Genomic DNA, 25,779 nt, shown 5'->3' on the forward strand with positions numbered 1-25,779 from the left:
TGCTGGAGCACGGAGAGCTTGAATGCGGCATTGTAATGACTGTATTTAGGCGCTAACCCCGATTCGCCATGCTGGCGAAACGACCTCACCCAGCGACGAAACATGGCCTGCTCGATACCATGTTGGTTGGTGATCGTTTTAATACCTGCTTCGCCCGTTAAATATTGCTGAACGGCAGTAAGTTTGAATTGCATTGTGTACTTGGACATAAAAACACCCCAAAAATGGACGGGTGTCCAACTTTTGGGGTGCAGTTCATTTAAGCGGCTATTTTTATCTCTGGCAGGGGAAGAAGGATTCGAACCTTCGCATGTCGGAATCAAAATCCGATGCCTTAACCAACTTGGCGACTCCCCTGAAGAGAGCGGCATAGTACATGAAGCATTTCTATTTGGGAAGAGGTAAACCACATTTTGTAAGCACGAAGTAGAAAAAACCTTGTTGCTTAAGCATTTAGCCTGCGCTAACTCATCATCCTCAGCCATTTTTAGCCCTAAAAGCACAATGAAATAAAATTTTAATATAAATGTCACATGTAAGTTTTATGCTGCGCGGCCTGCCTTGCTTACAAGTTACTCCTCATGCTCCGACTTTCAGCTTCTTTTATTTTTTGCCTTATCTCCCTCCCCTCATTTGCCAATCTCACCATCGGCTTGGTGGCAACCCGCAGCGAAGCAGAAACCTTAAGCCATTGGCAGCCTGTGCTCGATGATATGGAAAAATCCTTAGGGACGCCGGTAAAGGCGCTCGCTTTTAATAAATACGATGACTTACTCCAAGCGATTAAAAATGGCGATGTGCAAATCGCAAGGCTAGGCAGCAGATTGGCCATGGAGGCCATTGAAAGCAGTAATACCGAGATTTTTGCACGGCTGGTGCTTGCTGGTGGGGTAGAAACCTATCGCTCGGTGCTATTAGCTCAAAAAGACAGTAAATTTCAAAACTTGACGGATGTATTACGTGAAAGCGGTAGATTGCGCTATGCAGGCGGCAAAGCTAGCTCTACTTCTGGTTTTTTAATCCCGCAGTACTATGCCTTCCTTAAAAATAATATTTTGTATGAGCAACATTTCAAATCGCTCAGCGTAGGCAGCCACCAAGATAACTTTTTAGCCCTTGCCCAGAAAAAAATCGATATTGCCACCAACAATACCGACGATTTAGCCCAATTAAAAAAGAAATACCCCAAGGAATATTCACAGGTAAAAGTGATCTGGGAATCACCCCCTGTAACCTTTGATCCCATCATCCAGCGCCGCGATCTCAGCCCCGAGCTTAAGCAAAAAATTGCAGCTTTCTTTTTTAGTTACGGCAAAACGGGTAACAATATTGCGGAGCAAAAACGCAAGCTCAACGAAGCCGATCAACTTGATGGATTTTTACCCTCGAGCAATGCCCAGCTGCGCCCTGTTTCTGACTTACAGTTATTTCACGATCGCTTTCGCTTAAGCTTAAATACTAAGGTAAGTGATGCAGAAAAATTCAGCCAAGAAAAAGCCATGTATCAGCGCTATGAAAAACTAGCCAAGATCTTGGCACGCTGATATTGCCGCGAATAAGCAAAACACTTGGCAAGTGTCACAAGGCATCCACAAGCATAGCTGTCTTTGGGCTTTCACTTGCCGTTTAAAACACTTTCAATATACCATCATAAAAACACAAACAATGCTGGTGGGATATGGATCAGACCGATGATTTAGAAGCGTTTTTTAAACGTTTTGCCATGGCCTATACCCGTCTAGACGTAGATGGGGTAAGTGATTTATTTTGCTTACCCTTTTTTACGCTGATCAATGGTGAGAAAACCAACTGGCCTAAATTAGAAGAGCTATATCACACCACTTGCATTCTTTTTGACTGGTATAAGCAACAGGGCTTTTATGATGCCCGCTATAGTATTGTGAGTATGCTGAAGCTGAGTCGTGATTTAGCCACCGCTAGATTACGTTGGCGGGTTATTTTGAACGATGGCAGCCCTTGGGAATACTGCACCAGCTATCAGCTCAAACGCATTGATGGCGAATGGCGGCTTGCAGGTGTCATTCAGTTTGAAGAAAATATGCATCCCCAGCAAGATCCCGCCCATTTAGCCCATCCTTTAAAGCGCGCAGAAAAGGCTTTAAGACATTTAATTGATATTCCAGAGCAAATCGAAATTCAATTAAATGACGTGGTGTTGGCGGAGCCCAGCGTAGATCGATATTTGGGGTAAAATCGCCTTTTGCCCGCTTGACTATCATGACGCCGCTGCCTTCACCCTGTATTAGCCAATGTAAATTAGACGCCGCACAGAACTGTATGGGCTGCCACCGCAGCTTGGATGAGATTCGCCTCTGGTCTAAGGCTAGCGAAGCCGAGAAAAAACAAATCTGGCAACGCCTACTTGCCCTGCCCATGCTTGAAAAGCGCAAGCAATGCCAACGCTGCAGCACGGAATTTAGCTGTGGCAGCGGTGGTGAACAAGGTTGTTGGTGCATGGATTTTCCACCGGTTTTATCCGTCGCCACCGCCACAGGGGATTGTTATTGTCCAACTTGCTTGGCGGCTGTGATTACAGAGCGTGAGCTTGCTCAGATTAAATAATCCAAAACCCGCAACGCCTCAGGCCGATAGTGCCGGCGGCTGGCTAAAGCCGCCAGCTGGCCTTGCCCAACATCTAAATCATATAAATGCCATAGCGCATTTTGTCCTTCACAAGCCGTTATCGCCCGCATCCGCTGCGCCTGCCCTAGCGGCAGCACCACTTGCGACATCGGCAAGTTTAACCCACGCCCCAAAGCCTTCAGTACCGCCTCTTTACGCACCCATAACCTAAGCGCTTGCTCAGGGCTTAAAGGCTGCTGCATCCGCTTTAGCTCGGCGGGGCTCCAGCATTGGCTAAACCAGCTGATATCGGTATCTTTGCTGCTTAACTCAATATCAACGCCTAGCGGCACATCGGGCTGCAATGCAATCAAAGCCAGACCGCCACTATGGCTCAGCGAAAACTGCAGGCCTTGCCGCAGCCAAGACTTGCCCCAAGGATTTTGCAGATATTGGATATCACTCGGCAAGCACATCAGCTCGCTAGCTAAGATGCTGCGTAAAGCGGTATGCGCTGCAGCATAGCGATGCGCATCTTTACGTAAACACTGCCAACGATTCGTTTCTTTTTGATCTAGCCAAGCCAAGCGGCTGGGGTGAAGATGAGCCGGGTCATCCAGTTGCACCCGCCAAACTTTTAACATGCGCTTTTAAACTCCGAGTGTAGCGCCACCGTCTACGCATAAATTATGCATCGTGATTTGGCGGGCAGCGGCTGATAGCAAAAACAATACCGGCGCTACAATATCATCAACATCGGCAATTCGGCCTAGCGGAATCCCCGTGCGATAGCCCGCTAAAGATCCAGCAATTACTTTTTGCTTATCGCTATCATCCTGCCAAAGCTGGCGCTGCATCGCCGTATCGGTTGAGCCTGGCGACACAATATTGCAGCGAATGCCGTATTCTGCCAGCTCCAGAGCTAAGCACTTACTAAAGTGATTTAGCGCGGCTTTAGAAGCAGCGTAGGCGGCCATTTGCAAACGCGGCACTTCAGCGGCATTAGAGCCCACCGTGACGATCGCGCCACGCTTGCGTGGAATCATCCGTTTGGCCACGGCTCTGGCTAAATAAAACGGGCCATGTGTATTGATGGCAAAGGTGTTTTCCCAATCTTCATCGCTTAAATCGCAAATACTGCCCATACGCAAAACACCTGCGGCGTTCACCAGATAATCAATCGGCCCCAACTCTGCCTCAATCTGCTCCACCACCGCCGTAATTTGGCTACTACTGCGCATATCCACAGCGTATGGCTGAACGTGTAGGCCTGCGGCTTGGTATTCCAGCGCTAAAGCGGCTAGTTTTTCTTGCTGAATATCCAGCGCTGCAACTAATGCCCCTTGTTCACTCAAGCTTTTAACAATTGCCGCACCAATACCCTGTGCGGCCCCTGTGACGACGGCAACCTTGCCGCGAAATTCCTGATTTTGCATAAAACTTATTCCTTATTACTTATGGAAGATTGCAACCGCTTGGCTAACTCCCTGCCAATAACGGCCATGGGAGCAGGATCGCTCATGCCAAAGTGATTGCAATCGAGCTCTACGCACTCAAACTGGCCCTGCACATAGGGATGCCAAGAGGCAGGCTGCGGGGCGTCGTCTGGATTTTGCCCAGCATGAAACAGCAGCAAATCACCGTGATAGCTGGCCGTTTGGCTGCGGCGAAATAGCTGCATGCCATGCAAAGCAGATTGAGCCAAACGCTCTAATGCGCTGCGCCCTAAGGTGGCAAGGGGGCTGCCAGGGCGTAGCAAGCGTTGATAAATAGCCTCTTGGCTCAACGATAAGCCTTGGCTATCGGTATCCACTTCACCATTCACGCTCAGCACCGTGACTAAGGCATCGTGCATGGTGGGTAAAGGACGCTGCTGCCAAGCGGCAACAGGGTAGCTATCCATCAGCGCTAATAGCTCTACTTCTTCACCTGCAGCTTGTAATTGCACCGCCATGGCTTGTGCCAATCCACCGCCTAAAGACCATCCCAAGAGGCGATATGGGCCGGTGGCTTGTTGTTGGCGAACGCGCTGCACGTATTCACTCACCATGGCATCAAAGCTGCTGGGCAAGCTGGTTTCAATGCCGGTAGCTTGCAAGCCGTAAATGGCAGTATCTGGCAAATATCGCGCTAAGCCCAGATAGCACCAAGACAACCCTTCGGCGGGATGCAAGCAAAACAGCGCTGGCAGGCTGCCGCGCTGAATAGTCAACAAAGGGGAAAAAGCGTGATCTTCCGCCGCAGCCGGAGGGCGATGTGCCGCAGGCGCGTTCAAGGCTTTGGCCAAGGCGTGCACGGTATTATGGTTAAACAAGGCAGAGACGGTGATATCGCGTTGTAACTCACGCCCCAGCTGGCCTGCGACCTGAATCGCTTGCAGCGATTTACCACCCAACTCAAAAAAGTTGCTATGGATATTGGCAGGCATTACCCCTAGCACCTGATACCACACTTGCATGATTTTTTGTTCCAGCAAGCTGGCCTCAGGCATCAGAGGCGTGGCGCGCTCGCTAAGCAAGCTGGCGAGTTGCTTGCGATCGATCTTGCCATTTACATTACGCGGTAAGTGATCCACAAAAAACCAATGATCTGGGATGGCGGCCATGGGCAAAATATCCGCCAATTGGCCGTGCAGCTCTGCCTGCAAGCCGTCATGCTTAGCCGCTGCAACAAGATATGCAGCTAAACCACCGCGCTCTACCCCCACCACCGCCACTTCGCGTATTGCTGGGTGGCTAAGGATGGCGTTTTCAATTTCGGCCGGATCAATGCGCAGGCCACTGATTTTTAACTCATGATCTAAGCGCCCCAAGAAGTAGAGTTGACCATTTTGTAAGCAAGCCCTATCCCCCGTGCGGTAAGCACGCGGCTGGCCCGGCAAGCTATGCAATTGAATAAAACGACTCGCACTCAACGCTTGCTGATTGCTATAACCCAGCGCCAAGGCATCGCCGCAGAGTAATAACTCGCCAGGCTGGCCTGCTGCCACGGGGTATAAAGATTCATCCACGATCACCGCCATTACCCCTGCACGCGGCAAGCCAATAGGCAGACGATCGCTCCCATCCCATACCGCAGCCTGGCCACTCAGCACGGCACTGGTTGCGATAATCGAGGCCTCGGTAGGGCCATAGCTATTGAGCAAAACACTATTGGCGAGCAAGGCTTGCCAACGGCCTGCCCGCTCTGGCTGAGCGGCTTCACCACCAATAATGGTCAGCCTAAGCCCCGCTAGCTGAGCGGCCATAGGCGCAGTCAGGGTATGGGCTAATTCATGCCAAAAAGCAGTCGGTAAATCCAGCACACTGATTTGCAGCTGCTCAATACTGCTCACAAAAGTAGCCATGGAATCCAGCATGGCCTCATTACGCAACACTAAAGTTGCGCCGTAGCAAAGGGCGAGGAAAATCTCTTCAATACTTGCGTCAAAATGCAAAGGAGCAAATTGCAAGATGCGCTCGTTAGCGCTAATTTGATAAAGCTGGCCAGCGCTGGCCACAAAATGCGCCAATGCACCATGCCCAAGCAATACGCCATTTGGCTTGCCGGTCGAGCCCGAGGTATAGAGCAAATAGGCCGGCTGCTCGGCCCGCATCAGGCAAGGCGGCTGCAGGTTTACTGGTGAATCGCTAGGCAAATCCAAATACAAGGCGGCGCGCTTGCCTACCTTATCCGCCCAGCACTGCAAGCTTAAAATAAGCCGTGGCTTGGCATCATCCAACACCATGGTTAAACGGCTACTTGGCCCTTGTGGATCAAGCGGCACATAGCAGCCGCCAGCCCATAGCGTCGCCAGAATCGCAATAATGGCTTGCGGGCTACGCGGCAACAAAATCACCACTCGCTCTTCTGCTTGCAAACCCTCTAGCTGTAAGCGTGCCGCCAGCGTTTGCACTTCGGCCAGCAATTGCTGATAGCTGATCTGCACGCCTTCATGCTCTAGCGCAATCGCCTGTGGCCTACTGATCGCTTGATCCATGATGCGTTGCATCACTGGGCTAGCCGCTTGTTCCAAAACGGGGCCATGCAGCACCGATAGAGGTGGCAAATCTTGCAGCAAGGAGGCCATGCCACTTTGCGCCGGATGCGCCGCTAGGCTAAATAGCCACTGCTGTAAATCTTCATGCAATTGGGCCAGCTTGGCCGCTGGATAGGCGTTTGGGTTGGCCTCCAAGCTCAGCCGCCATTGGGCATTGAGTACCGAAACGCTGATATTTAAATCTTTAACCGGCCCCGCGCTAATAGGATGAATCAGGCTAGTTAAGCCAGCAAATGGCGCGTGCCGATCAAAAGGCATCAGGTTTACAGCTTGGTTAAATAGATGCTTTTGCACATCCATCAGACCTAAATCTTGGCGAATCCAACCATAGCGATAAGCTAAATGCGGGCGAATGGCCCGCATGCTATCGGCCACTTGCTTACTCAGCGTTTGCATATCTTGCTCTGGATCGATAGCGACGCTAAACGGCACAATATTCATCGCCATGCATGGCACGCCCAAAGCTGGCGTACCTAAGCGATTCATCACCGGTAAGCCAAAAGTCAGCTGCCGCTGCCCAGATTGCTTAGCTAACCAGCAGCCAATCGCCGCCAGCATCCAGCTCCCCCAATCTTGCCCACACTGGCGCGCCGCCAGCTCAAACACGCCAATCTGCGCAGGGCTTAGAAGTTGGCTGTGGCGAATCACTTCATCAGAAAATTCTTGGGCCGCAGCCAGCGTAGAGGCGCTGGGGGCATGAGCTAAATGCTGCAACCAAAACTGCTTGCTGGTTTGAAACTTATCGGCTTTTTGATAATTTTGCTCTGCCAAGATAATTTTATCGAGCGACCAATCCGCCAGCGCGGGCAATGGCTGGTTTTGTACTCGAGCGCTATAACGCGCTGCCACGGCCTGCGCCAACAGGCTATAGCCAAAGCCATCCAAGGCAATATGATGCACTTGCAAATACCATTGATACTGCTTATCCGCCGTTTGCAATAAGGCCGTTTGGTAAAGCGGATCACACGTTGGATTGCAGAGCGTGGCTAAGGAACGCTGCATCCATTGCTGCGCCGCAGCCTGTGGATTGGGCTGATCGCGTAAATCATAAAGCTGTAGCGGCGCCTCACTCGGCATTTGTGGCAGCTGCCAGAGCTGCTCGCCATCTAATTGAAACCGCATATGCAGCGAGTTAGCGTTGTTTAATACCTCAATCACGCTCTGGTTAAAGGCAGCAACATCTAGCTCGCCATTCAACTCTATGACTTCGGCCGTTAGGTAAGCGGGGCTATCTGGCACCATTTGCTGCCCCATCCATATTCCATACTGGGCAGCACTAAGCGGCAAACGGGGGGAGTTTTGATTCATGGGAGGTCCTGATAGAAAAACATGCAGCTCAGCGCGTGCGGCTGGCAAAATCCACGACTCGCCGTGCGCCGTGCATCAACATATCGTAGTGATCATGCGCTGGCAGGCATTGGTACTCTGTAGCAATACCCGCTTCGTTTAAGGTTTGAGCAAAGCGCTCTGCACTATCCACCATGCGCCGCTCGGCCAATTTTTGCTGCAGCGCTGCAGCGGCATCAGAAGGAGGATCTTGCTCCTGCGCCCCCACCGTAATCATCACTTGCCAATCGGCTTGACTAAATTGGCTTTTCAGCTGATCTAGCCTAAGGGGCAACTGGCTTAAAGTATGGTGATCGCCAAACCACAGCGAGGGGCTGGCAGCCCAATAGCGCTGAAAATGCTGGGGCGCGGTGCTTAAGGTATGCAGGGTAAACAAGCCGCCATAAGAAAATCCAAACAAGGTATGGCGGCGTGCATCCATCGCAAAGTGCTGCGCCAACAAAGGCCGTAATTCCTGCGTGAGAAAACTCAAAAATGCGGTCGCACCGCCGTGCCTTGGTGAAAATGCATCACCCGCGCCAGCAATCTGCGGCGTGTAATCCAGCGCTCTAGCATGCACATCAATCGGCTCACCGCTTGCATAAGCAATTGCCACAATCAATAAAGCGGCTTGCTCGCCCACCCGCGCGCGCCATTGTGGGTTTTCCTTTGCAGTCACGGGTTTGGGACGAGCGAACTCCATAATGGGCAAACTAGCCTGTCCATCTAAGGCCCACAGCACGGGGTAGCCCGCTGAATCTGGCGCTTGGTGCGGTAAGCCCAGCAAAATGCGATAACGCTGGCCGGTATGGGCTGAATCGATTTCAAAACTCAGGCTTCTAGATAACGGTGCGCTTTGCCAATCTGGCGGGAATGTTTGATCTGTAAACAATGGCATCGATGCGTCCTACGCCTGCCAATCGAGCGCAAGCTCTGGATTACGCACCATCAAGCCAAGATGCTCATCCATCACCAATTCAATCTTAGCTAGCTTATCGGCGGTATCGGCAAGGCAGTGTATAAACAATGTTTCTTGCTCGCGGCGAATATGGCACTCACCCATCGCAAAAGGGATATAAGCACGTTCGCTATCAAACTCTACGGGGATCTTGAGCGCGTAATGTTTACATAGTTTGTACAAGACTTTATCGGCCAAGGGGACCGTTAATTGGCTACGGCTATTTAGCATTGTATTTCCTGGGGTTTAAGCATGGGCGGCGAAGTATTAAGCGGCTTGGGCCAATAAACGCCACCACGCAGCCAGTGTTGGCTGCTCAGCCAACGTCATAAAATTAAGCGTTACGCCGGCTCTGCGCCACGTTTCTAGCAAGCTCATAATCCGAATTGAATCCAAGCCCCAATCCAGCAAGCTGTCATCATCACGCAGATCAGAAGCAGGCATTTGCAAGCTGCTGGCAATGATTTGCCTTAATTCATCGATCGAAGCGGGTAGCCCAGCCCCCTGCAAGCCGGAGATAAGATCTGCGGTAGAGGTGGTAAAGCCGCAGCGCTGCGCCACGTAATCCAGCGCCATTAAGTGTTCTTTTTCTGAGAAATCTGCCAGCGCATCGCCCACAAAAAACGCTTGAATATCATGCATAAAGGCATCGCAAGCGCTCATCATGCAGCCAATATGCGCGTAAACGCCGCAAATAATCAGCTGATCTCGCCCTTGCCCGCGCATGATTTCTAGCAAGTTTGAACGCTGAAAAGCGCTATAGCGCCATTTAGGCAGCACGGTGTCTTGGGGCGTAGGCGCTAGCGCCGCCACAATGTCTTTTCGATCAGGACGCGCCACTAAACCTGGGCCCCACATATCCTGCAATAAGCCACGCTCTGCTAAAGTTTGCTCTGGGGTTTGGGCGGTATAAACCACGGGGATTCCCAGCTTGGCCGCCAAATCTAAAATCCGCCGAGTATTAGCGATCAAATCAGGAATAGGCGCGGCAGTGCCGTCATAAAAATCTAGAAAATAGTCCTGCATATCGTGAATCAACAGCACCGCGCGCTTGGCATCGGGCTGCCAGCTCACACGGTTGGCAGGAAACTGGTTTGGCATTGGATAGGAGCTGATTTTTGGAATAGCCATTTGCTTATGTCTTCTTATTAATGGATGGTTTATTTTTTAGTGCCTTCGGCACTGCTGTTTTGCTGCGGGAGCCCCCGCGCGAGCAATCGAGGTGGCGGCGATTCAACTTGCTACGCTCAAACACGAATCGCCGACTTCCCCACCCCGCTTGTTCCTCGCTCGGCTTGTCTCAGGGGGCTACAAAACAGCCCTATGCCAAGATCAGCGAGGAAAACTCAGATAGCTGAATTTAAAAATTTCTGAAAAACCACCGGAGAACAGCGAGATTTACCTTCATTTTCTCTCTGTGAAACTCAATGCTCTCTGTGTTCTCTGTGTTCTCTGTGTTCTCTGTGTTCTCTGTGGTTTAAGATTTTGCGAGGGCTATCTCTTACGCTGCGATATATTAGGAAGATACAAGTAACCGCTGCTCTATCATTTGCCGCAAGATTTTCTTGCTGACTTTGCCTACGCCGGTTTTTGGGAAGGCTTCGATAAACTCAATCCGGTCAGGGATTTTGTAAGCGGCAAGGCCTAGTTGGCGCAGATAGCCGTTGAGATCGACCGCGCGTAGGCTAGGGTCACGGCGGATGATAAATGCGCAGCTTTTCTCACCTAAAAAAGCATCTGGCATAGCGACAATCGCCACGTCTTGCACGCCTTTGTGCGCAAGCAGCTGATGCTCTACTTCTTCGGCAGAGATTTTCTCGCCGCCACGGTTGATCTGATCTTTTGCCCGCCCTTCTACCACCAGATAGCCTTCTGCCGTTTGCCTAACTAAATCGCCGGTACGGTAAAAACCATCTTCGGTAAAGGCTCGGCTATTGTGTTCGGCAGCTTTGTAATAGCCGTGAATGGTGTAAGGGCCGCGCGTAAGCAGATGGCCTATTTCACCCACGGGCAGCGGCTGATCTTCATCGTCCACCACCCGTACTTCGTCATCAGGCGAGATCGGCCTGCCTTGGGTTTGCAAAATCAGTGCCTCAGCATCATCAAGGCGGGTGTAATTCACCAGCCCTTCGGCCATGCCAAATACCTGCTGCAAAGTGCAGCCCAGCTCACGCACCAGCCGTGCCGCCATCTCACTATTAAACCGAGCACCGCCCACCTGCACCAACTGCAGGCTGGTTAAATCTGGCTGCAGACTGGCGGCGGCATCCAGCCATACCGGTACCAGCGGTGGAACCAACGCGGTGATGGTGACGCGCTCGCGGCTAATCAGGGGGAACACTTGATCTGGGCTGGCGCTGCTGCTCAGCACCACCGTGCCTCCCGCATAAAAAACCCCCAGTGAGCCAGGGGAGCTAAGGGCAAAATTATGCCCAGCAGGCAGCACGCAAAGATAAACGCTGGCAGGGCTTAGGCCGCATATTTCTGCACTGCCACGCAGGCTGTAAATATAGTCATCATGGGTACGCGGGATCAGCTTAGGCGTGCCGGTACTGCCGCCAGAGAGCTGAAAAAACGCCACATCGCTAGCCAGCGGCGGCGCAGGCAAGATGGCTTGGGTGTTTAAGGTTTGCAAAGCAGTAAATGGCCCCGCATCACCCAGTACCAGCACATGCTGCAAGCTGGGTGAAATGGCTTTCACTTCGCTGGCAAGTTGGCGGTAATCAAAGCCGCCATGCTGATCAGCAATAATATAAGCTACCGCTTCGGCATGCTGGCAGAAGTAGCTGATTTCTAATTTTCGGTGTGCGGGCAGGGCAAACACCGGTAAAGCCCCTAGCCTAAACAAGGCAAAGATCACGGCAAAAAACTCGGCGCAGTTGGGCAGCTGCACCACAACGCGATCATTTTTAGTAATGCCCAGCGCGGTGAAAGCCTGAGCCAGTCTATCGGCTTCTTGCGCCAGCTGGCGGTAAGTCAAGCGTGTTGCGCCACTCACAATCGCCAGCTGATCGCCATCCTGCTCTACCCTCAGTGCCAACAAATCACTGAAGGTCTGCTCCTGCCAATAACCCTTGCTGCGGTAATCTGCCGCCAGTGCTGCTGGCCACGGGGTGCAATGCGCTAGCAATGAGCTCATTACACCTCCCCCGCATGCACTAAGCCCATGCCGTTGAGCATGGTACGAAATTTAGCCGAGGTTTCGGCCAGCTCACTGGCTGGCGAAGACGCCGCCACAATCCCTGCTCCGGCAAAAAGACGCAGCGTATTACCGGCAATCTCGGCACAGCGAATAGTGATAATCCACTCGCCATCGCCTTTGGCATCGCACCAGCCCACCATGCCGGTGTAAAAACCACGGTCAAATGGCTCGATTTGCGCGATCAGATCACGCGCAGCCTGGTTGGGATATCCACACACGGCAGGCGTTGGGTGCAGGGCCGCAGCCAGCGTCAGCGATGTTGTTGCTTCATCAATCAGCTCGCCGCTGATCTCCGTGGATAAATGCCACATGGTTTCGGTATGCAGTAGCACTGGATGCGCCGGTACATTCAGCGTGCTGCAAAAAGGCCTTAGCCCAGCGGCAACCGCCTCTACCACCACTTTATGCTCATGCAAATCTTTGGCGGATTGCAGCAGGGCCTCACCACGCTGGCGATCTTCCACCGGATCGCTGCTACGGGCTGCAGAGCCTGCCAGTGGATTAGAAAACACCAGCTTGCCCTGCTTACGCAGCAGCAGCTCTGGGCTTGCACCAATTAAAATACGCGGCTCGGGGCCGGCGGAAAGATTGACCGCAAAGGTGTAACCATGCGCATTACGCTGCGCCAAGGTCAGTAATAATTTAGGGATATCGATGACTTGAGCGGCGGTTAAATCCAACGCACGTGCCAGCACCACTTTATCTAGATCTTTATTTTTTAAATGCTCAACCGCCTTCGCCACGCCATCGGCGTAGGTTTGCGGCTCTGGCAGCGATTTAATCGTGCATGGCACGGCTTGTGGATTAAGCCGAGCAAGACTTTGGGGCAAAGGGCCAGCGCGTAATACGCTACTTGGAATGCTCAGGCAAGCAGGATTTTGCCCATCAAATGGGATCGCCCCCACCACTATAGGATCAGGATGACCCGTTGCCTTGGCTTGCTTTATTGCAGCAAGTACAGCGTGATTGAGCGCTTCTAGGCTTTGGGCCGGAGCAACACTTGAGTAATGCCCTTGGGCCAGCATCGTATGCCGTGCACTGGCAAAGAAAATAGGCGCATCGGTTTGGTAGCCCGAAAGTAAATACTGAGCCTGTGTACGTAATTCACCGCGAAAAATATCATTCATAACAGAGCATCTCTTTTAAAGAGTGAACAAACAGCCAGCCTTCCAATTACACATCGCCAATCTCCTCAAAATAATAATGAGAATTATTAACATTTAAACTCAAAAATATTGCATAGCTGCGGGTAGGACTTAGTGTCCGTAAGACTATGTGGCTAGAACCACTTCATCTCGCCAATTCTATTGCTTAGCGCATATGGCGTTTCACCCGCCATACGTAAGTACATGCACTTAAAGTTAATTACAAACTCAAACTTACAAAACAAGCAGCCCTGCATATGCAAGGGCTGCTTATCAGTTGCTTAGAAGTTTGCTTCCAGCTTCATCCAGTAACGACGGCCTTCATCCACCATCCAGTTGCCATCTAAGCCTTGAAGACGGGCACGGGTATCAACGGGGACAATCTTGTCAGTCAAGTTCATCATTGCCAAGCTTACAGCGAAGGTTTTGTTGATTTCATAACGGCCACCCACATCAAATGTGAGTGTGCTTGGGCGCTCGCGCGGGCCAACTGCGCCATTACGGAAAGCCGCCCAAGTTTCTTTGCCGGTGTAAGTAGCATGGGTATAAGCCGATAGCTTTTCTAATGGCTTCCAGTTCAACTGTGCATTAGCTAAGTGCTCAGGCGTTTTACCCAGTGGAGCGCCATCTAAAGAGCCACCACTAAATGAGCGCTCGGTCCCCCCTTCACGGCGTGATTGGGTATAGGTGTAATTGCCCGAAAGGCTAAGCTCGCGGCTTAAAGGCCAGCTAGCGGCTAGCTCTGCACCACGCATAACAACTTGGTCAAGATTGTCGTAAACATAGGTATTGAGTTTGGGATTGCTGGGGTCTTTTTTACCTGTATCAAAACTCACTACTTTATTTTTGAAATTATTATTAAAGACCGTCATAGAGAATGACTCGCCCTTAGTGCCGTCATAACGCACGCCAATTTCTTCGGTTACGCTTTCTTCAGGCTTCAAATTTGGATTGCCACACAAGGAGCCTCGGATCGAAGTGCCGCCGCCCGACGTCATGCAGTAGCCAGCTGTAGTCTGGCGTAATGCAGGAGCTCTAAAGGCGCTCGCAACTCCGCCACGAACCGTCCATGCATCATTGATTTGATACACGGCATATAAACGCGGGCTCCAATGCGAGCCATAACGATCCGCATCATCCATGCGAATACCGCCAGTTAAAGACAATTTGCTAGTTAATGCATATTCATCTTCTAAAAACAGCGCCCATGTTCTTGCACTTGCTTCATCAGGGCTCACACCATGGCCAGCAACCGGCGATTCACCCGCAATAGAAGACAAGCGGCCATGATTAATCTGCGCGCCCGTTTTAAGCACGTGCTGATCAAACGGTAGCGTAATCAAGGCATCCAGCACCGTATTTACAATTTTTGGCTCGCTGGCTTTTTTCTTACCGTCTTCCCATGCTTCCAGCTTGCCAACTTCTTGATACAAGGCCAGCTTGCTTATCCCAAAGCCCCAGCGGCCATTATGAGTAATGCCCCAGCTATCCCGGCTATGCGTGGTTTCCACCACTTCATCCGCATTGGTTTTGCCAGCGGTGCTTTTATTGGTTAAATCATTACGGCCAACTTCCAGCACCACATCTTGCTGCTCATTTGGCACAATCGTCAGCTTTGCACCCAGATTGCGATTACGCTCGCCATATGCACCTTGAGTGAGGTTGCTTGGATAAAAAATTTCATCTTCAGCACGATCACTGTAATTACCAAACACTTGCAAGCCAACCACGCCTTCTTTCAAAGGCCCACTTAACCAAAAATCACCTTGAGCGGTATTACCGTAAGCCGAATCGCCTTGTAAAGTGCCACCCACGCTTACCGAACCCTGCCACTGCTTACCCACTTTGCGCGTAATAATATTGATCACGCCGCCCATTGCATCTGAGCCATATAAAGAAGACATAGGGCCACGAATCACTTCAACTCGCTCAATCGCTGCCAGCGGAGGAATCAACGATGACTGCACACCACCGGTGCCGCGGTTCATCGTTTCACGCGTGCCTTGCCGCTTGCCATCCACCAGAATCAGCGTGTATTCGCCCGTCATGCCTCGAATAGAAATATCCTTATCATTTGGATCTGAGCCGGTAATACTCACCCCTTCCACTTGGCGCACGGCATCTTCAAGATTCATATAAGGCTTAGCTGCAAGCTGCTCACGAGTAATCACCGAAATACTGGCTGGCGCTTCTTTAATTTGCTGCTCAAAACCAGAAGCAGTAACAACTATAGAATCTAGCGTAACTTCATTTTGCGCAAAAACAGGCAAGCTAGTTATTGTAAGCAAGCTTAAAAATAAGGGGAGTGGGCGGGGTGTAAAGCGAATCAAAACAGCCTCCAGTTTCTGGGCGAGTGGGTCTGGGAAAAGTCTACCGAGTAAAATGATAATGAGAATAAGTGCTATTCACATGACGGATGTGAGTATGTCACAAGCAGAATCGGTAAGCAATATGGATGACATCGCTAGAAATTGACTGTCTTATGTAGAAAGAATAAAGGAGAGGCGCAGAAAATAACGCTAAGCTGCGTCAAAAATACAGAGCGAATTTTGGAGAGAATAGTGCGTAAACAGTGCGATTTGCTGCTCACGCAAGCAGATTTAGCTAAACAGCATTATCGCTAGATAGAGCCGCTTAGGCTCATAGGTAAGCCCAGCAGCGGCGGAGTTCACCATTTATGGATGAACTCCGCATTTCAAAAATTAACCCAATAACAAAGCATCGTCATCAATTTTTTCGCCGCGTGTTTTTTCAAACATCGCAAGCAAATCGCCCACCTCCATGGTGTGGCGCTTATCCCCCGCCACATCCAGTACTACTTGGCCCTGATGCAACATCACGGTGCGGTGGCCGTGATCCAGTGCTTGGCGCATAGAGTGCGTCACCATGAGCGCGGTTAAGTTGTTTTCTTTAACGATACGATCCGTCAGCTGCAATACAAAAGCCGCTGTTTTAGGATCGAGTGCGGCGGTGTGCTCGTCCAGCAGCAACAAACGTGATGGCTGCAAAGACGCCATCAACAGGCTTACCGCCTGCCTTTGCCCACCAGAAAGTAAATCCATCCGGTCGCCAAGGCGGTTTTCTAAGCCCAGCTCTAAGGTAGCAAGTTTGTCGCGAAAAATCGCCCGCTGCTCGTTTTTTACCGCACGGCCAAAACCACGCTTTTTGCCACGTTGCCAAGCTAGCGCCATGTTTTCTTCAATGCTCAGCCCTTCACACGTACCCGCCATTGGATCTTGAAACACCCGCGCCACCATGCCTGCTCTCTGCCAAGCAGAAAGCCGTGTCACATCCTGCCCATCGATATGAATGCTGCCGCTATCCATTTGTAAATCACCGGAAATCGCATTTAGAAAAGTTGATTTTCCCGCGCCATTACTGCCAATCACGGTAATAAACTGCCCTGATTCAATGGTGAGCGACAAGCCACGCAAAACCAAATTTTCAATAGGTGTACCGGGATTAAAGGTTTTATATAAATCACGGACTTCCATCATGATTTTTTCCCCTTTTTACGAAACATTTTGGCTTTTAATTTTGGCAAGACCAAGGCAAAGCCGACTAATACGGCGGTAATCAGATTTAAATCTTGTGCCTTTAGACCAATAAAATCGGCATTTAAAGCCAAGGCAATCAATAAACGATAAAGCAAAGCGCCTAACACGGTGGCCAGTGTAATCACCCAGAGCTTGCGTGATGGCAATAGTGTTTCGCCAATAATCACCGCAGCCAAACCCACCACAATCGTGCCCACTCCCATAGACACATCCGCGCCGCCTTGGGTTTGCACATAGAGTGCACCCGCAAAGGCAATCAGCGCATTAGAGAGCGCCATTCCCACCAAGATCATTCTATCGGTAGCAATCCCTTGCGCCCTAGCCATACGCGGGTTCGCCCCCGTAGCCCGCATGGCAAGGCCCGCTTGCGAGGCAAAAAAGAAATCCATTCCTAGCTTGGCCAGCACAATAATCACTGCCAATACCGCTGGCTGCACCAGCCAACCCCGCTCAAATTGCTCACCAATAAACGGTGCAAACACCGTAGGCGATCCAATCAAAGGCAAATTAGGCGCGCCCATAATGCGTAAATTAATAGAGTAAAGCCCAATCATCACCAAGATACTGGCTAAGAGCTGCAAGATATTCAGCCGCACATTCAGCCAAGCCGTTAACCAGCCCGAAGCCGCCCCTGCCAGCACAGCCATTGCACAGGCAAACCAAGGATCATGCCCGCCAGTAATTAAAGTGGCCGCAACTGCGCCACCCAAAGGGAAGCTACCATCGGCAGTTAAATCTGGGAAATTCAGCAGGCGAAAAGAAATCAGCACCCCAAGCGCCACCAGCGCAAAGATCAAGCCAATTTCCAATGCACCCATCAGGGCAATGGGAGTCATAAGTATTCCAGGGAGCAACAATCAAATCTGAAAACCCAAACCTTAAAACACGGAGGAAAGGAGAACACGGAGCAGCACGGAGACAAACCCAACAAGATTTTCTCTGTGAAACTCTGTGTCCTCCATGTTCTCTGTGGTTCAAGATTTGGGTTTTGACGCATTTTTTTACTTCACCACTTCTTTAGCTTCTTTTAGCAGTGCTGCAGATAGCGTTACGCCTTGTTTCTTTGCGGCGGTGGTGTTCACCATCAATTCTTTCTTAGAGCCTACTTCGGGTGCAATATCGCCTGCTTTTTCGCCTTTCAAGATACGCACTACCATCTTGCCGGTTTGACGGCCTAGCTCGTAGTAGCTCATCCCCATCGCAGCAATTGCACCGCGTTTTACTAAGCTGGCATCGCCAGAAATCAAAGGAATTTGCGCTTGCTGTGCCACGCCTACTAAGGATTCGTAGCTAGAAACCACATTGTTATCCGTATTGGTGTAAATCACGTCCACTTTGCCAACCAAGCTTTTCGCCGCAGTAGAAATATCTACCGTGCGGGCCGCAGGCGCTTCTACCAGCGTCATGCCGCGCTTAGCCAATTCGGCCTTTAACTCTTTAGCCACGATGGTTGAATTAACTTCACCTGGGCTATACACCATACCAACACGCTTGGCGTTTGGTTTTACTTTTAAGATTAAATCGATTTGTGGCGACAGCTCTAACATATCCGACACGCCGGTTACATTATCGTTACCTGTCTTCCAGCTTTTAACCAGCTTGGCGGCCACCGGATCAGTCACTGCAGTAAACACTACTGGAATACTGCGAGTAGCCGCTACGACAGCCTGTGCACTAGGTGTGGCGATCGCAACAATCACATCAGGCTGATCGCCAACAAATTTGCGGGCAATTTGTGCTGCGGTGGCGGTATTGCCCTGAGCACTTTGAAATTGATACTTAATTTGCTTGCCCGGCTCAAAGCCCGCTGCTTTTAATTCGTCCTCTACTCCTTTGCGTGCGGCATCAAGCGCAGGGTGATCAACAATCGCCGTTACCGCCACCGATTTCATTTCTGCGGCACCCGAAGTTGGAGCCAAGCTAAGGGCCAAAAGAGTAGCCAAAAGAGTAGGTTTAAATAATTTAAGCATCGACCAAATCCTTATTTCAAAGTGATTGTGGAGCTGGATAAAAAGAAGCCGAGAAATTTCAAATAGAAAATACGCGCATTTGCATATAAAACAACTGTTTCATTTTTTCAAACTGATGACGAATAAATAGCCAAGCACGGCATTTACTACGCAAATACTAATAAATGAAATATCAGAAATATAAGCGCACAACGGTGTGAGTTACGCCAAAGATAATAGAGGTAAGTCGCCTAAAGAGACAAAGCGGGGATATCCCTAATAGAGGGCTTTTGCTGTAATTATGATTAATAAACGACAGCTTAAAATACTGTGGATAACTTTGTGGGTAAGATCGTTATTCAGCGCAATTAGGCAAGCACTAAATAAGACTAAAAGGTGATATAAATCAAGAAAAAACAAGGCTAAAACCCAAGCCTGTTCTCATTTGAAGGATAAAACTGCAAAAACAAAGTAGGAAGGTAAAATCAGGCCACAAGCACAATCACGGCCTGTGTGTAAAGCCCCAAGGCGAGCACTTATTTGCAGCAAAAATCACTACACAAAATGTCATTCACACTACAAATTTTAAGATGTTTTAAGTCAACACACGGCGATCCAGAAAGTTGCTTATCAGCCTAGTTCACATAAATGACATTTTCCAGAAATATCTAAGTAAAACACAGCCCCAAGGCGAGGAACGGTAAAGCCCCTTAAAAATCAAGATGCTTAGGCCAGTCGCCTCATCACTCACTACGTGCTTGGCAGTATTTTAGCGGCTGCTTAAGACAAAAAATAGGCGGAAAACCCCCACAGCAAAGTTTTGCTGCAGGGGTTTTCCGCCTGATATAAAAATAAGAACTACAGCACGTAACGCGCTAAATCTTCATCCGCAGCAATGCCGCCCAACTTGCTGCTTACAAATTCAGCATCCACCACAATCTTGCCGCTCTTGGCATCAAAAGAGATTTCTTCTAGCAAGCGCTCCATCACGGTGTATAAACGCCGCGCTCCGATGTTTTCAGTGCTTTCATTTACCTGCCAAGCAATTTCGGCCATGCGTTTTACGCCGTCATCCGTGAAATCCAGCTCAACTTCTTCTGTTGCCAGTAAAGCCTGATATTGCTTCACAAGGCAGGCATCCGTGCCAGTTAAGATGCTAGCAAAATCATCCACAGTCAGTGAGTTAAGCTCTACCCGAATCGGAAACCGCCCTTGCAGCTCTGGAATCAAATCTGATGGCTTGGCTAAATGGAATGCGCCGCTGGCAATAAACAGAATGTGATCGGTTTTAACCATGCCGTATTTAGTGGTGACCGTGGTGCCTTCTACCAGTGGCAATAAATCGCGCTGCACGCCTTGGCGGCTGACTTCGCCACTACCCGCCTCGGCGCGGCTGGTGACCTTATCAATTTCATCAATAAACACGATACCGTTTTGCTCAACCGCAAACAGGGCCTCGGTTTTAGCGTCTTCTTCATTCACCAGCTTGCCCGCTTCTTCTTCGGTGAGCAGCTTCATGGCTTCAGCAACTTTAAGCTTTTGCGATTTCTTTTTATCGGAAAACGCCCCCTTAAACATTTGCTGAATTTGGCTAGAAAAGTCTTCCATGCCCGGCGGGCTCATCACCTCCATGGTGGGCACGCTTGCTGCCACTTCAATTTCAATCTCTTTTTCGTCCAACTTACCTTCACGCAACATCTTGCGGAATTTTTGGCGAGTGTCCGAATCATCGCTGCCGCCAGGCGGCAGCAATACGTCAAGAATGCGCTCTTCTGCCGCATCTGACGCTCGAACACGATTACGGCTAATGGCTTTATCCCGCACTTGCTTAACGGCTACCTCAACCAAATCACGAATAATGCTGTCTACATCTTTACCAACGTAACCCACTTCGGTGAATTTAGTCGCCTCTACTTTAATAAAGGGCGCGTCAGATAATTTAGCCAAGCGGCGGGCAATTTCGGTTTTACCCACACCGGTTGGCCCAATCATCAAAATATTCTTTGGGGTAATTTCATTTCTAAGCGGCTCTGCCACTTGTTGCCTGCGCCAACGATTACGCAGCGCAATCGCCACGGCCTTTTTAGCCGCAGTTTGCCCAACAATATGTTTATCTAGCTCGTGAACAATTTCCCGCGGAGTCATTTGGCTCATGATCAATCCTTAACAAAATATAGAAAGCAGATGGCGACACTGGCGCTAAATTTAAAGACTAAGGCATAGATATTTCACTATTACCCTACTCAAACAGGGTGCTCGGCTAAGCGTGTTTTTAAAAGGCAAAAAAACATTCATCTCCTATCAAAGCACACGATAAGTTCTACAATAATAATGAACTAAGCTTACGCAGAGAGAAATATGAACGATAACGATGACTGGCTAGATGAAGATAGCGAAGAAACATCTACCAGCACCAATGGCAAGCTATGGACAATTCTAGTGGTTGACGATGAACCTGACATTCATCATGTCACTCGGCTTGCACTCGCCAATATCGAATTCTTAGGCCGAAGACTAGAAATTTTATCCTGCTATTCTGCAGCGGAAAGCTTGGAGCTACTTCGCTCTCGTAATGATATTGCGCTGGTTTTACTCGACGTAGTGATGGAGCAAGAAGATTCTGGCCTGCAAGTAGCCCATGCAATCCGTGAAATATTAGGTAATCACCAAATTCGTATTATCTTACGCACCGGTCAGCCCGGTGTAGCACCCGAGCGGCATGTGATTGAAAGCTATGATATCAATGATTACAAAGCCAAAACAGAGCTAACCCGCGATAAGCTTTACACCGCCATCTTAGGCACTTTACGCTCGTATAAAGACATTATGCTGCTAGAGCATCAGCGCCAAATGTTAGCTGCTAATCGCCGTGGCTTAATTAAAGTGATTGAAGCATCCGCCAGTATTTTTAAACAACAATCTATTCAAAATTTTGCCCAAGGCGTGCTGGAGCAATTGCAATCTCTGCTGTTTTTTGAGCAAGAGGCTTTATATATTGTGGTGCAAGGCGGAATGGCCGCTTTATCCCAAAATGGGGGGATTCAAGTGATGTATGCTACAGGCGGTTATCAAGCGCTTTGTGGCAAAAAACTAGAATATAGCGAGCTGGCGCAGTTTGATGCATCCATTAAGCAGGCCATCCATGACGAAAGCAGCGTGTATGCTGCAGATCATTTTGTCGGTTTTTTCCATACCGAACGTGGGCCAGTCAATTTACTGATTATCGATGGGCCAGTAGCCTTATCTAATCCAGATAAAGAATTGATCGAATTATTCTGCCGCAATGTCAGCATCGCGTTTGAAAACCTAATGATGAATAAAGAGATTCAAGAGTTGCGAAGCGATCAATAATTAGCGAATAAAATCAATATGCTATCGTGCATAACTAAATAAAATAACTCAGCCATTTTATAAAAAATGTCCTGATTAAGTCTCTTGCTCACACTCATCATCCCTATCGTAGGGCGGGTGCAACCCACGTTTTTTTCAGCATCGCTCGCGGGTTACACCCGCCCTACGAATGGCAGACTGCTTAAGTTGATAGGATTAGGCTGCACCCGTCTTACGCTATTAATGATGGATATAGCTTACTCAGCACCAAGCCATTCTTTATCTCCACGGCAAAATACAGCTAAACATATCTTAGGCAATCTAATATTTGAATGGCTTATTTTTCGTATCTTTAGTGCTTTTCGTATATAAAAATTTGTTTTATCTAACTTGCTGATTAAATCTTCCTATCATCCTCCGCCCATTTGGCAGTTTCAGCGGTAGAATCAATGATCCCTCTCACCAACCCGTCTAAAGCTATGTCGAAAGATTATCTGGAAAGTATCATCAAAGCCCGTGTCTACGACGTGGCTATTGAATCTCCGCTAGAGTTCGCCCCTAATCTATCGCGTCGTATCGGCAATAAAGTGCTGTTTAAGCGCGAAGATATGCAGCCGGTGTTTTCGTTTAAAATTCGCGGTGCGTATAACAAGATGGTCAAGCTCACACATGCCGAGCTAGCACGCGGCGTAGTTGCAGCATCTGCGGGCAACCATGCCCAAGGCGTGGCAATGGCCGCGCAATACTTAAAATGCCGCGCCACCATTGTGATGCCCACCACCGCTCCCCGCATCAAGGTAGATGCGGTGACGCGCCGTGGCGCAGAGGCGGTGCTTATTGGTGACTCTTACTCTGATTGCTATCAGCACGCACTTAATTTATCCGAGCAAACCGGCGCTACGCTGATTCATCCCTTTGATGATCCTGACGTTATCGCCGGCCAAGGTACGGTGGCGATGGAAATCTTGCGCCAGTATCCCGACCATATCGACGCGATTTTTGTTCCCGTTGGCGGTGGTGGCTTATTAGCTGGGATGGCGGCCTATATCAAACGCCTGCGCCCCGAAATTAAAATTATCGGTGTAGAACCCACCGATGCCAATGCCATGTACTTAAGCTTAAAGCTAGGCGAGCGCATTACGCTGCCCCAAGTCGGCATCTTTGCCGATGGCGTGGCGGTAAAGCAGGTTGGGGAAGAGACTTTCCGCCTGTGCCGCCAGTTTGTGGATGACGTGATTCTGGTTGATACCGACGCAATGTGCGCGGCGATTAAAGATGTATTTGAAGACAATCGCTCGATTTTAGAACCAGCAGGCGCGCTGGCCATTGCTGGCCTTAAAGCCTGGGCTAAGCGTGAAGGCAAGCAAGACGCCACCCTGATCGCCGTGGCATCTGGCGCAAATATGAATTTTGACCGCCTGCGCTATATCGCCGAGCAAGCCGAAATGGGTGAGCAGCGTGAAGCGATTGTGGCGGTAACTATTCCAGAGCAGCCCGGCTCCTTCCGCACTTTCTGTAAGCTAATTGGTGCGCGCAATATCACCGAATTTAACTATCGCTACTCCACCGCCAGCGAAGCGCATGTGTTTGTTGGCCTATCGATTAACGATCGCAGTGAAGTGATTGAGCTGATTGGCGAGCTGGCTACCGCAAAAATCGCCGCCGTCGATCTTACCGATAACGAGCTAGCCAAGCTGCATATCCGCCATCTAGTGGGTGGCAAAGCCCCCAATGTGCAAAACGAGCGGCTGATGCGCTTTGAGTTTCCAGAACGCCCAGGCGCTCTACTCGACTTTTTAAATGGCATGAGTGGCGAGTGGAATATCAGCCTCTTCCATTACCGCAACCACGGTGCAGATTACGGGCGGATTTTGGTTGGCATTCAAGTGCCCCCACAAGACGACGACGCCTTTGCCGCCTTCCTACAAAAACTCGGCTATATGCACTGGGATGAGAGCGATAACCCCGCTTATAACCTATTTCTAAGCGCATAAGCAAAAAGGCCGTCGCAATGACGGCCTTTTTCTTGCAAGGAATGTGGCTCGAAATAAACCCTGCAATGAGGTATCAACACCAAACCGTCTTCCCCGAATATATTTATCGGGGATCCAGTAGCGCAGCTGGATTCCCGCCAAAGACACGCGGGAATGACGGGAGTTCATCGCAGGAAGAACCTAGTCCTTAGCTAATTACAGCAGATTACGCGCCGCTTCAATCACGATATCTACAGCGGTATGCTCAGCCAACTTCATCGCTTCTGCATCTGGGATTTCTTGCTGGGTGCGGTTTACGATCACACCGGCCACCATCCCTGCACGCCAGCCTTGGGTTGCACACATGGTCAGCAGGGTGGCGGATTCCATTTCGTAATTCATCACGCCCATCGCCTGCCATTCTTTCATCGAACCTTGCAAGCTACCCAGTACACGGCCGCTGCAAGTATCGTAACGCTCTTGGCCTGGATAAAAAGTATCTGATGAAGCGGTTATGCCGATATGCAGTGGTTTACCGGCTTTTTTAGCGGCATTCACCAGCGCCGTAGTGCAATCAAAATCAGCAACGGCTGGGAAGCTCATTGGTGCAAAGTGCAAGCTAGCGCCATCCAAACGAACCGAACCAGTTGTCACCAGCACATCGCCCACATTGATATGCGATTGAATCGCACCGGTTGTACCTACACGCAAGAATGTATTAATCCCCAATTGCGCCAGCTCTTCTACCGCAATCGAAGTAGAAGGGCCCCCAATACCGGTAGAGCAAATCACAATCGGCTTGCCATCTAATTCAGCCAGATAAGTAGTGAATTCACGATGGCTGGCCAGCAACTTAGCGTTGCTCATTTTTTCAGCAATACGCTGCACACGGGCAGGATCACCCGGCACAATCGCCAGAGTGGCACCGGCTAAATCGCTTTTAGCGAGACCTAAATGGAAAACTTCTGATTTAGACATGATGAGTCCTTCAATTAAAAAAACGAACCCAAACCTTGAACCACAGAGGACACAGAGGACGCGGAGTACCACGGAGAAAACCAATCATCTCCTCGTATCACGTCGTCTTTGCAAAAATCCTGAGTTTTATAGTTTGAGTTTAAATTTGAGATGTAATCGTAGGGCGGGTGAAACCCGCCGCTGTTTCATCACAAAACTTGGCGGGTTTCACCCGCCCTACAATTTTGATATTTAAAGCGCGGGTGTATCTTTTGGGTCGAGGTAGAAAGCACCCGGCAGCAGATCGCCTGCGGTGGTGATTTCCATATCTTCTTTCATATTGCCCAAGATCACCGGCAGTGCAGGTGTACCGATTTCTATCATCACCTGACGGCAAGCACCGCAAGGCGCGATTGGGCCGGGAGTATCACCCACTACGGCAATGGCAGAGAAATCACCCGGCTTATAGCCATTAGCTACCGCGCTAAACAGAACCGTGCGCTCTGCACAGTTGCACAGGCCATAAGAAGCGTTTTCTACATTGCAGCCATGAAACACACGGCCATCTTTAGTAATGAGCGCAGCGCCAACTAAAAAGCGCGAATACGGCGCATAGGCCGAAGTACGGGCAATACGGGCTTGATCGAGTAATTCTCTTGCATCGAGTTCTTCACGAGTCATGGTCATTCCCAAAAGTTTATTCCAGAAAGGCTTTCCCAACGGGGAAAGAAGAAAGATTGAACCAGTTAGCCAAGCTCTG

Annotated in this window: 21 protein-coding genes and 1 tRNA gene; 5 read left to right on the forward strand and 17 right to left on the reverse strand. The window is 49.9% G+C overall.

Annotation, left to right across the window (positions count from 1 at the left end; all coding sequences use genetic code 11):
- Both Q0R17_RS10770 and Q0R17_RS10775 read right to left on the reverse strand, forming a co-directional pair.
- The coding region (locus Q0R17_RS10770; RefSeq protein WP_293934988.1) for a transposase at positions 1 to 209 on the reverse strand (209 nt) is incomplete at its 3' end.
- Between the two features lie 71 nt (positions 210 to 280).
- A tRNA-Gln gene (locus tag Q0R17_RS10775) sits at positions 281 to 357 on the reverse strand.
- Positions 358 to 581: 224 nt separating this feature from the next.
- On the opposite strand from Q0R17_RS10775, the gene phnD reads away from it, so the two are divergent.
- The 3 genes from phnD (at position 582) to Q0R17_RS10790 (ending at position 2,583) form a co-directional block, all read left to right on the forward strand.
- A complete protein-coding gene (gene phnD / locus Q0R17_RS10780; RefSeq protein WP_293934990.1) occupies positions 582 to 1,544 on the forward strand; it encodes a phosphate/phosphite/phosphonate ABC transporter substrate-binding protein in 963 nt (320 codons plus the stop codon).
- A gap of 134 nt (positions 1,545 to 1,678) precedes the next feature.
- The gene (locus Q0R17_RS10785) at positions 1,679 to 2,212 is read left to right on the forward strand and encodes a hypothetical protein (RefSeq protein ID WP_293934993.1); all 534 of its coding nucleotides are present in this window, start codon (positions 1,679 to 1,681) and stop codon (positions 2,210 to 2,212) included.
- A 26-nt stretch (positions 2,213 to 2,238) separates the two neighbouring features.
- Positions 2,239 to 2,583, forward strand: coding sequence for a DUF1289 domain-containing protein (locus Q0R17_RS10790; RefSeq protein ID WP_293934995.1), 345 nt, complete (start codon positions 2,239 to 2,241; stop codon positions 2,581 to 2,583).
- Here Q0R17_RS10790 and Q0R17_RS10795 read toward each other — a convergent pair.
- From Q0R17_RS10795 to hslU, 13 genes are all read right to left on the reverse strand, one after another.
- Complete coding sequence (locus Q0R17_RS10795) at positions 2,571 to 3,227, reverse strand: 4'-phosphopantetheinyl transferase superfamily protein (protein WP_293934996.1); 657 nt, start codon at positions 3,225 to 3,227, stop codon at positions 2,571 to 2,573. The genes Q0R17_RS10790 and Q0R17_RS10795 overlap by 13 nt on opposite strands.
- A 6-nt stretch (positions 3,228 to 3,233) precedes the next feature.
- Positions 3,234 to 4,019, reverse strand: a complete 786-nt coding sequence (locus Q0R17_RS10800; protein WP_293934998.1) for a 2,3-dihydro-2,3-dihydroxybenzoate dehydrogenase — start codon at positions 4,017 to 4,019, stop codon at positions 3,234 to 3,236.
- 5 nt (positions 4,020 to 4,024) lie between these two features.
- Entirely contained in the window at positions 4,025 to 7,930 is a 3,906-nt protein-coding gene (locus Q0R17_RS10805) for an amino acid adenylation domain-containing protein (protein WP_293935001.1), read from the reverse strand.
- Positions 7,931 to 7,958: 28 nt separating this feature from the next.
- A complete protein-coding gene (locus Q0R17_RS10810) occupies positions 7,959 to 8,846 on the reverse strand; it encodes an alpha/beta hydrolase (protein ID WP_293935004.1) in 888 nt (295 codons plus the stop codon).
- Positions 8,847 to 8,855: 9 nt separating this feature from the next.
- Entirely contained in the window at positions 8,856 to 9,137 is a 282-nt protein-coding gene (locus Q0R17_RS10815; protein ID WP_293935007.1) for a DUF2218 domain-containing protein, read from the reverse strand.
- Between the two features lie 36 nt (positions 9,138 to 9,173).
- The gene (locus tag Q0R17_RS10820) at positions 9,174 to 10,037 is read right to left on the reverse strand and encodes an isochorismatase family protein (RefSeq protein ID WP_293935009.1); all 864 of its coding nucleotides are present in this window, start codon (positions 10,035 to 10,037) and stop codon (positions 9,174 to 9,176) included.
- Positions 10,038 to 10,422: 385 nt separating this feature from the next.
- Positions 10,423 to 12,045, reverse strand: coding sequence for a (2,3-dihydroxybenzoyl)adenylate synthase (locus tag Q0R17_RS10825; RefSeq protein ID WP_293935012.1), 1,623 nt, complete (start codon positions 12,043 to 12,045; stop codon positions 10,423 to 10,425).
- A complete protein-coding gene (dhbC, locus tag Q0R17_RS10830) occupies positions 12,045 to 13,235 on the reverse strand; it encodes an isochorismate synthase DhbC (protein ID WP_293935014.1) in 1,191 nt (396 codons plus the stop codon). The genes Q0R17_RS10825 and dhbC overlap by 1 nt, the downstream gene beginning before the upstream one ends.
- 299 nt (positions 13,236 to 13,534) lie before the next feature.
- Complete coding sequence (locus Q0R17_RS10835) at positions 13,535 to 15,583, reverse strand: TonB-dependent receptor domain-containing protein (protein WP_293935016.1); 2,049 nt, start codon at positions 15,581 to 15,583, stop codon at positions 13,535 to 13,537.
- Between the two features lie 372 nt (positions 15,584 to 15,955).
- On the reverse strand, positions 15,956 to 16,750 hold the full coding sequence (locus tag Q0R17_RS10840; RefSeq protein ID WP_293935019.1) for an ABC transporter ATP-binding protein: 795 nt from the start codon (positions 16,748 to 16,750) through the stop codon (positions 15,956 to 15,958).
- The gene (locus Q0R17_RS10845; RefSeq protein WP_293935022.1) at positions 16,747 to 17,646 is read right to left on the reverse strand and encodes an ABC transporter permease; all 900 of its coding nucleotides are present in this window, start codon (positions 17,644 to 17,646) and stop codon (positions 16,747 to 16,749) included. The genes Q0R17_RS10840 and Q0R17_RS10845 overlap by 4 nt, the downstream gene beginning before the upstream one ends.
- Positions 17,647 to 17,811: 165 nt before the next feature.
- The gene (locus Q0R17_RS10850) at positions 17,812 to 18,780 is read right to left on the reverse strand and encodes an ABC transporter substrate-binding protein (RefSeq protein WP_293935024.1); all 969 of its coding nucleotides are present in this window, start codon (positions 18,778 to 18,780) and stop codon (positions 17,812 to 17,814) included.
- A gap of 837 nt (positions 18,781 to 19,617) precedes the next feature.
- Positions 19,618 to 20,913 (reverse strand): ATP-dependent protease ATPase subunit HslU, encoded by a 1,296-nt coding sequence (gene hslU / locus Q0R17_RS10855; RefSeq protein ID WP_293935026.1) that lies wholly within the window; start codon positions 20,911 to 20,913, stop codon positions 19,618 to 19,620.
- Between the two features lie 204 nt (positions 20,914 to 21,117).
- Here hslU and Q0R17_RS10860 point away from each other — a divergent pair, with 204 nt between their 5' ends.
- Both Q0R17_RS10860 and ilvA read left to right on the forward strand, forming a co-directional pair.
- Complete coding sequence (locus Q0R17_RS10860) at positions 21,118 to 22,110, forward strand: DUF3369 domain-containing protein (RefSeq protein WP_293935029.1); 993 nt, start codon at positions 21,118 to 21,120, stop codon at positions 22,108 to 22,110.
- Between the two features lie 428 nt (positions 22,111 to 22,538).
- The gene (gene ilvA / locus Q0R17_RS10865; RefSeq protein ID WP_293935032.1) at positions 22,539 to 24,083 is read left to right on the forward strand and encodes a threonine ammonia-lyase, biosynthetic; all 1,545 of its coding nucleotides are present in this window, start codon (positions 22,539 to 22,541) and stop codon (positions 24,081 to 24,083) included.
- A gap of 195 nt (positions 24,084 to 24,278) precedes the next feature.
- Here ilvA and udp read toward each other — a convergent pair whose 3' ends face one another.
- Both udp and Q0R17_RS10875 read right to left on the reverse strand, forming a co-directional pair.
- Complete coding sequence (udp, locus tag Q0R17_RS10870; RefSeq protein WP_293935035.1) at positions 24,279 to 25,040, reverse strand: uridine phosphorylase; 762 nt, start codon at positions 25,038 to 25,040, stop codon at positions 24,279 to 24,281.
- A gap of 231 nt (positions 25,041 to 25,271) precedes the next feature.
- Complete coding sequence (locus Q0R17_RS10875) at positions 25,272 to 25,700, reverse strand: cytidine deaminase (RefSeq protein ID WP_046353666.1); 429 nt, start codon at positions 25,698 to 25,700, stop codon at positions 25,272 to 25,274.
- Positions 25,701 to 25,779 lie beyond the last annotated feature (79 nt).

Origin of the sequence: Iodobacter sp. (assembly GCF_025352645.1) — a bacterium.
GTDB lineage: Bacteria > Pseudomonadota > Gammaproteobacteria > Burkholderiales > Chitinibacteraceae > Iodobacter.

Coding starts and splice junctions, on each gene's coding strand:
- phnD (WP_293934990.1), top strand. CDS start 582: ATGCTCCGACTTTCAGCTTCTTTTATTTTTTGCCTTATCTCCCTCCCC.
- Q0R17_RS10785 (WP_293934993.1), top strand. CDS start 1,679: ATGGATCAGACCGATGATTTAGAAGCGTTTTTTAAACGTTTTGCCATG.
- Q0R17_RS10790 (WP_293934995.1), top strand. CDS start 2,239: ATGACGCCGCTGCCTTCACCCTGTATTAGCCAATGTAAATTAGACGCC.
- Q0R17_RS10795 (WP_293934996.1), bottom strand. CDS start 3,227: ATGTTAAAAGTTTGGCGGGTGCAACTGGATGACCCGGCTCATCTTCAC.
- Q0R17_RS10800 (WP_293934998.1), bottom strand. CDS start 4,019: ATGCAAAATCAGGAATTTCGCGGCAAGGTTGCCGTCGTCACAGGGGCC.
- Q0R17_RS10805 (WP_293935001.1), bottom strand. CDS start 7,930: ATGAATCAAAACTCCCCCCGTTTGCCGCTTAGTGCTGCCCAGTATGGA.
- Q0R17_RS10810 (WP_293935004.1), bottom strand. CDS start 8,846: ATGCCATTGTTTACAGATCAAACATTCCCGCCAGATTGGCAAAGCGCA.
- Q0R17_RS10815 (WP_293935007.1), bottom strand. CDS start 9,137: ATGCTAAATAGCCGTAGCCAATTAACGGTCCCCTTGGCCGATAAAGTC.
- Q0R17_RS10820 (WP_293935009.1), bottom strand. CDS start 10,037: ATGGCTATTCCAAAAATCAGCTCCTATCCAATGCCAAACCAGTTTCCT.
- Q0R17_RS10825 (WP_293935012.1), bottom strand. CDS start 12,045: ATGAGCTCATTGCTAGCGCATTGCACCCCGTGGCCAGCAGCACTGGCG.
- dhbC (WP_293935014.1), bottom strand. CDS start 13,235: ATGAATGATATTTTTCGCGGTGAATTACGTACACAGGCTCAGTATTTA.
- Q0R17_RS10840 (WP_293935019.1), bottom strand. CDS start 16,750: ATGATGGAAGTCCGTGATTTATATAAAACCTTTAATCCCGGTACACCT.
- Q0R17_RS10845 (WP_293935022.1), bottom strand. CDS start 17,646: ATGACTCCCATTGCCCTGATGGGTGCATTGGAAATTGGCTTGATCTTT.
- Q0R17_RS10850 (WP_293935024.1), bottom strand. CDS start 18,780: ATGCTTAAATTATTTAAACCTACTCTTTTGGCTACTCTTTTGGCCCTT.
- hslU (WP_293935026.1), bottom strand. CDS start 20,913: ATGAGCCAAATGACTCCGCGGGAAATTGTTCACGAGCTAGATAAACAT.
- Q0R17_RS10860 (WP_293935029.1), top strand. CDS start 21,118: ATGAACGATAACGATGACTGGCTAGATGAAGATAGCGAAGAAACATCT.
- ilvA (WP_293935032.1), top strand. CDS start 22,539: ATGATCCCTCTCACCAACCCGTCTAAAGCTATGTCGAAAGATTATCTG.
- udp (WP_293935035.1), bottom strand. CDS start 25,040: ATGTCTAAATCAGAAGTTTTCCATTTAGGTCTCGCTAAAAGCGATTTA.
- Q0R17_RS10875 (WP_046353666.1), bottom strand. CDS start 25,700: ATGACTCGTGAAGAACTCGATGCAAGAGAATTACTCGATCAAGCCCGT.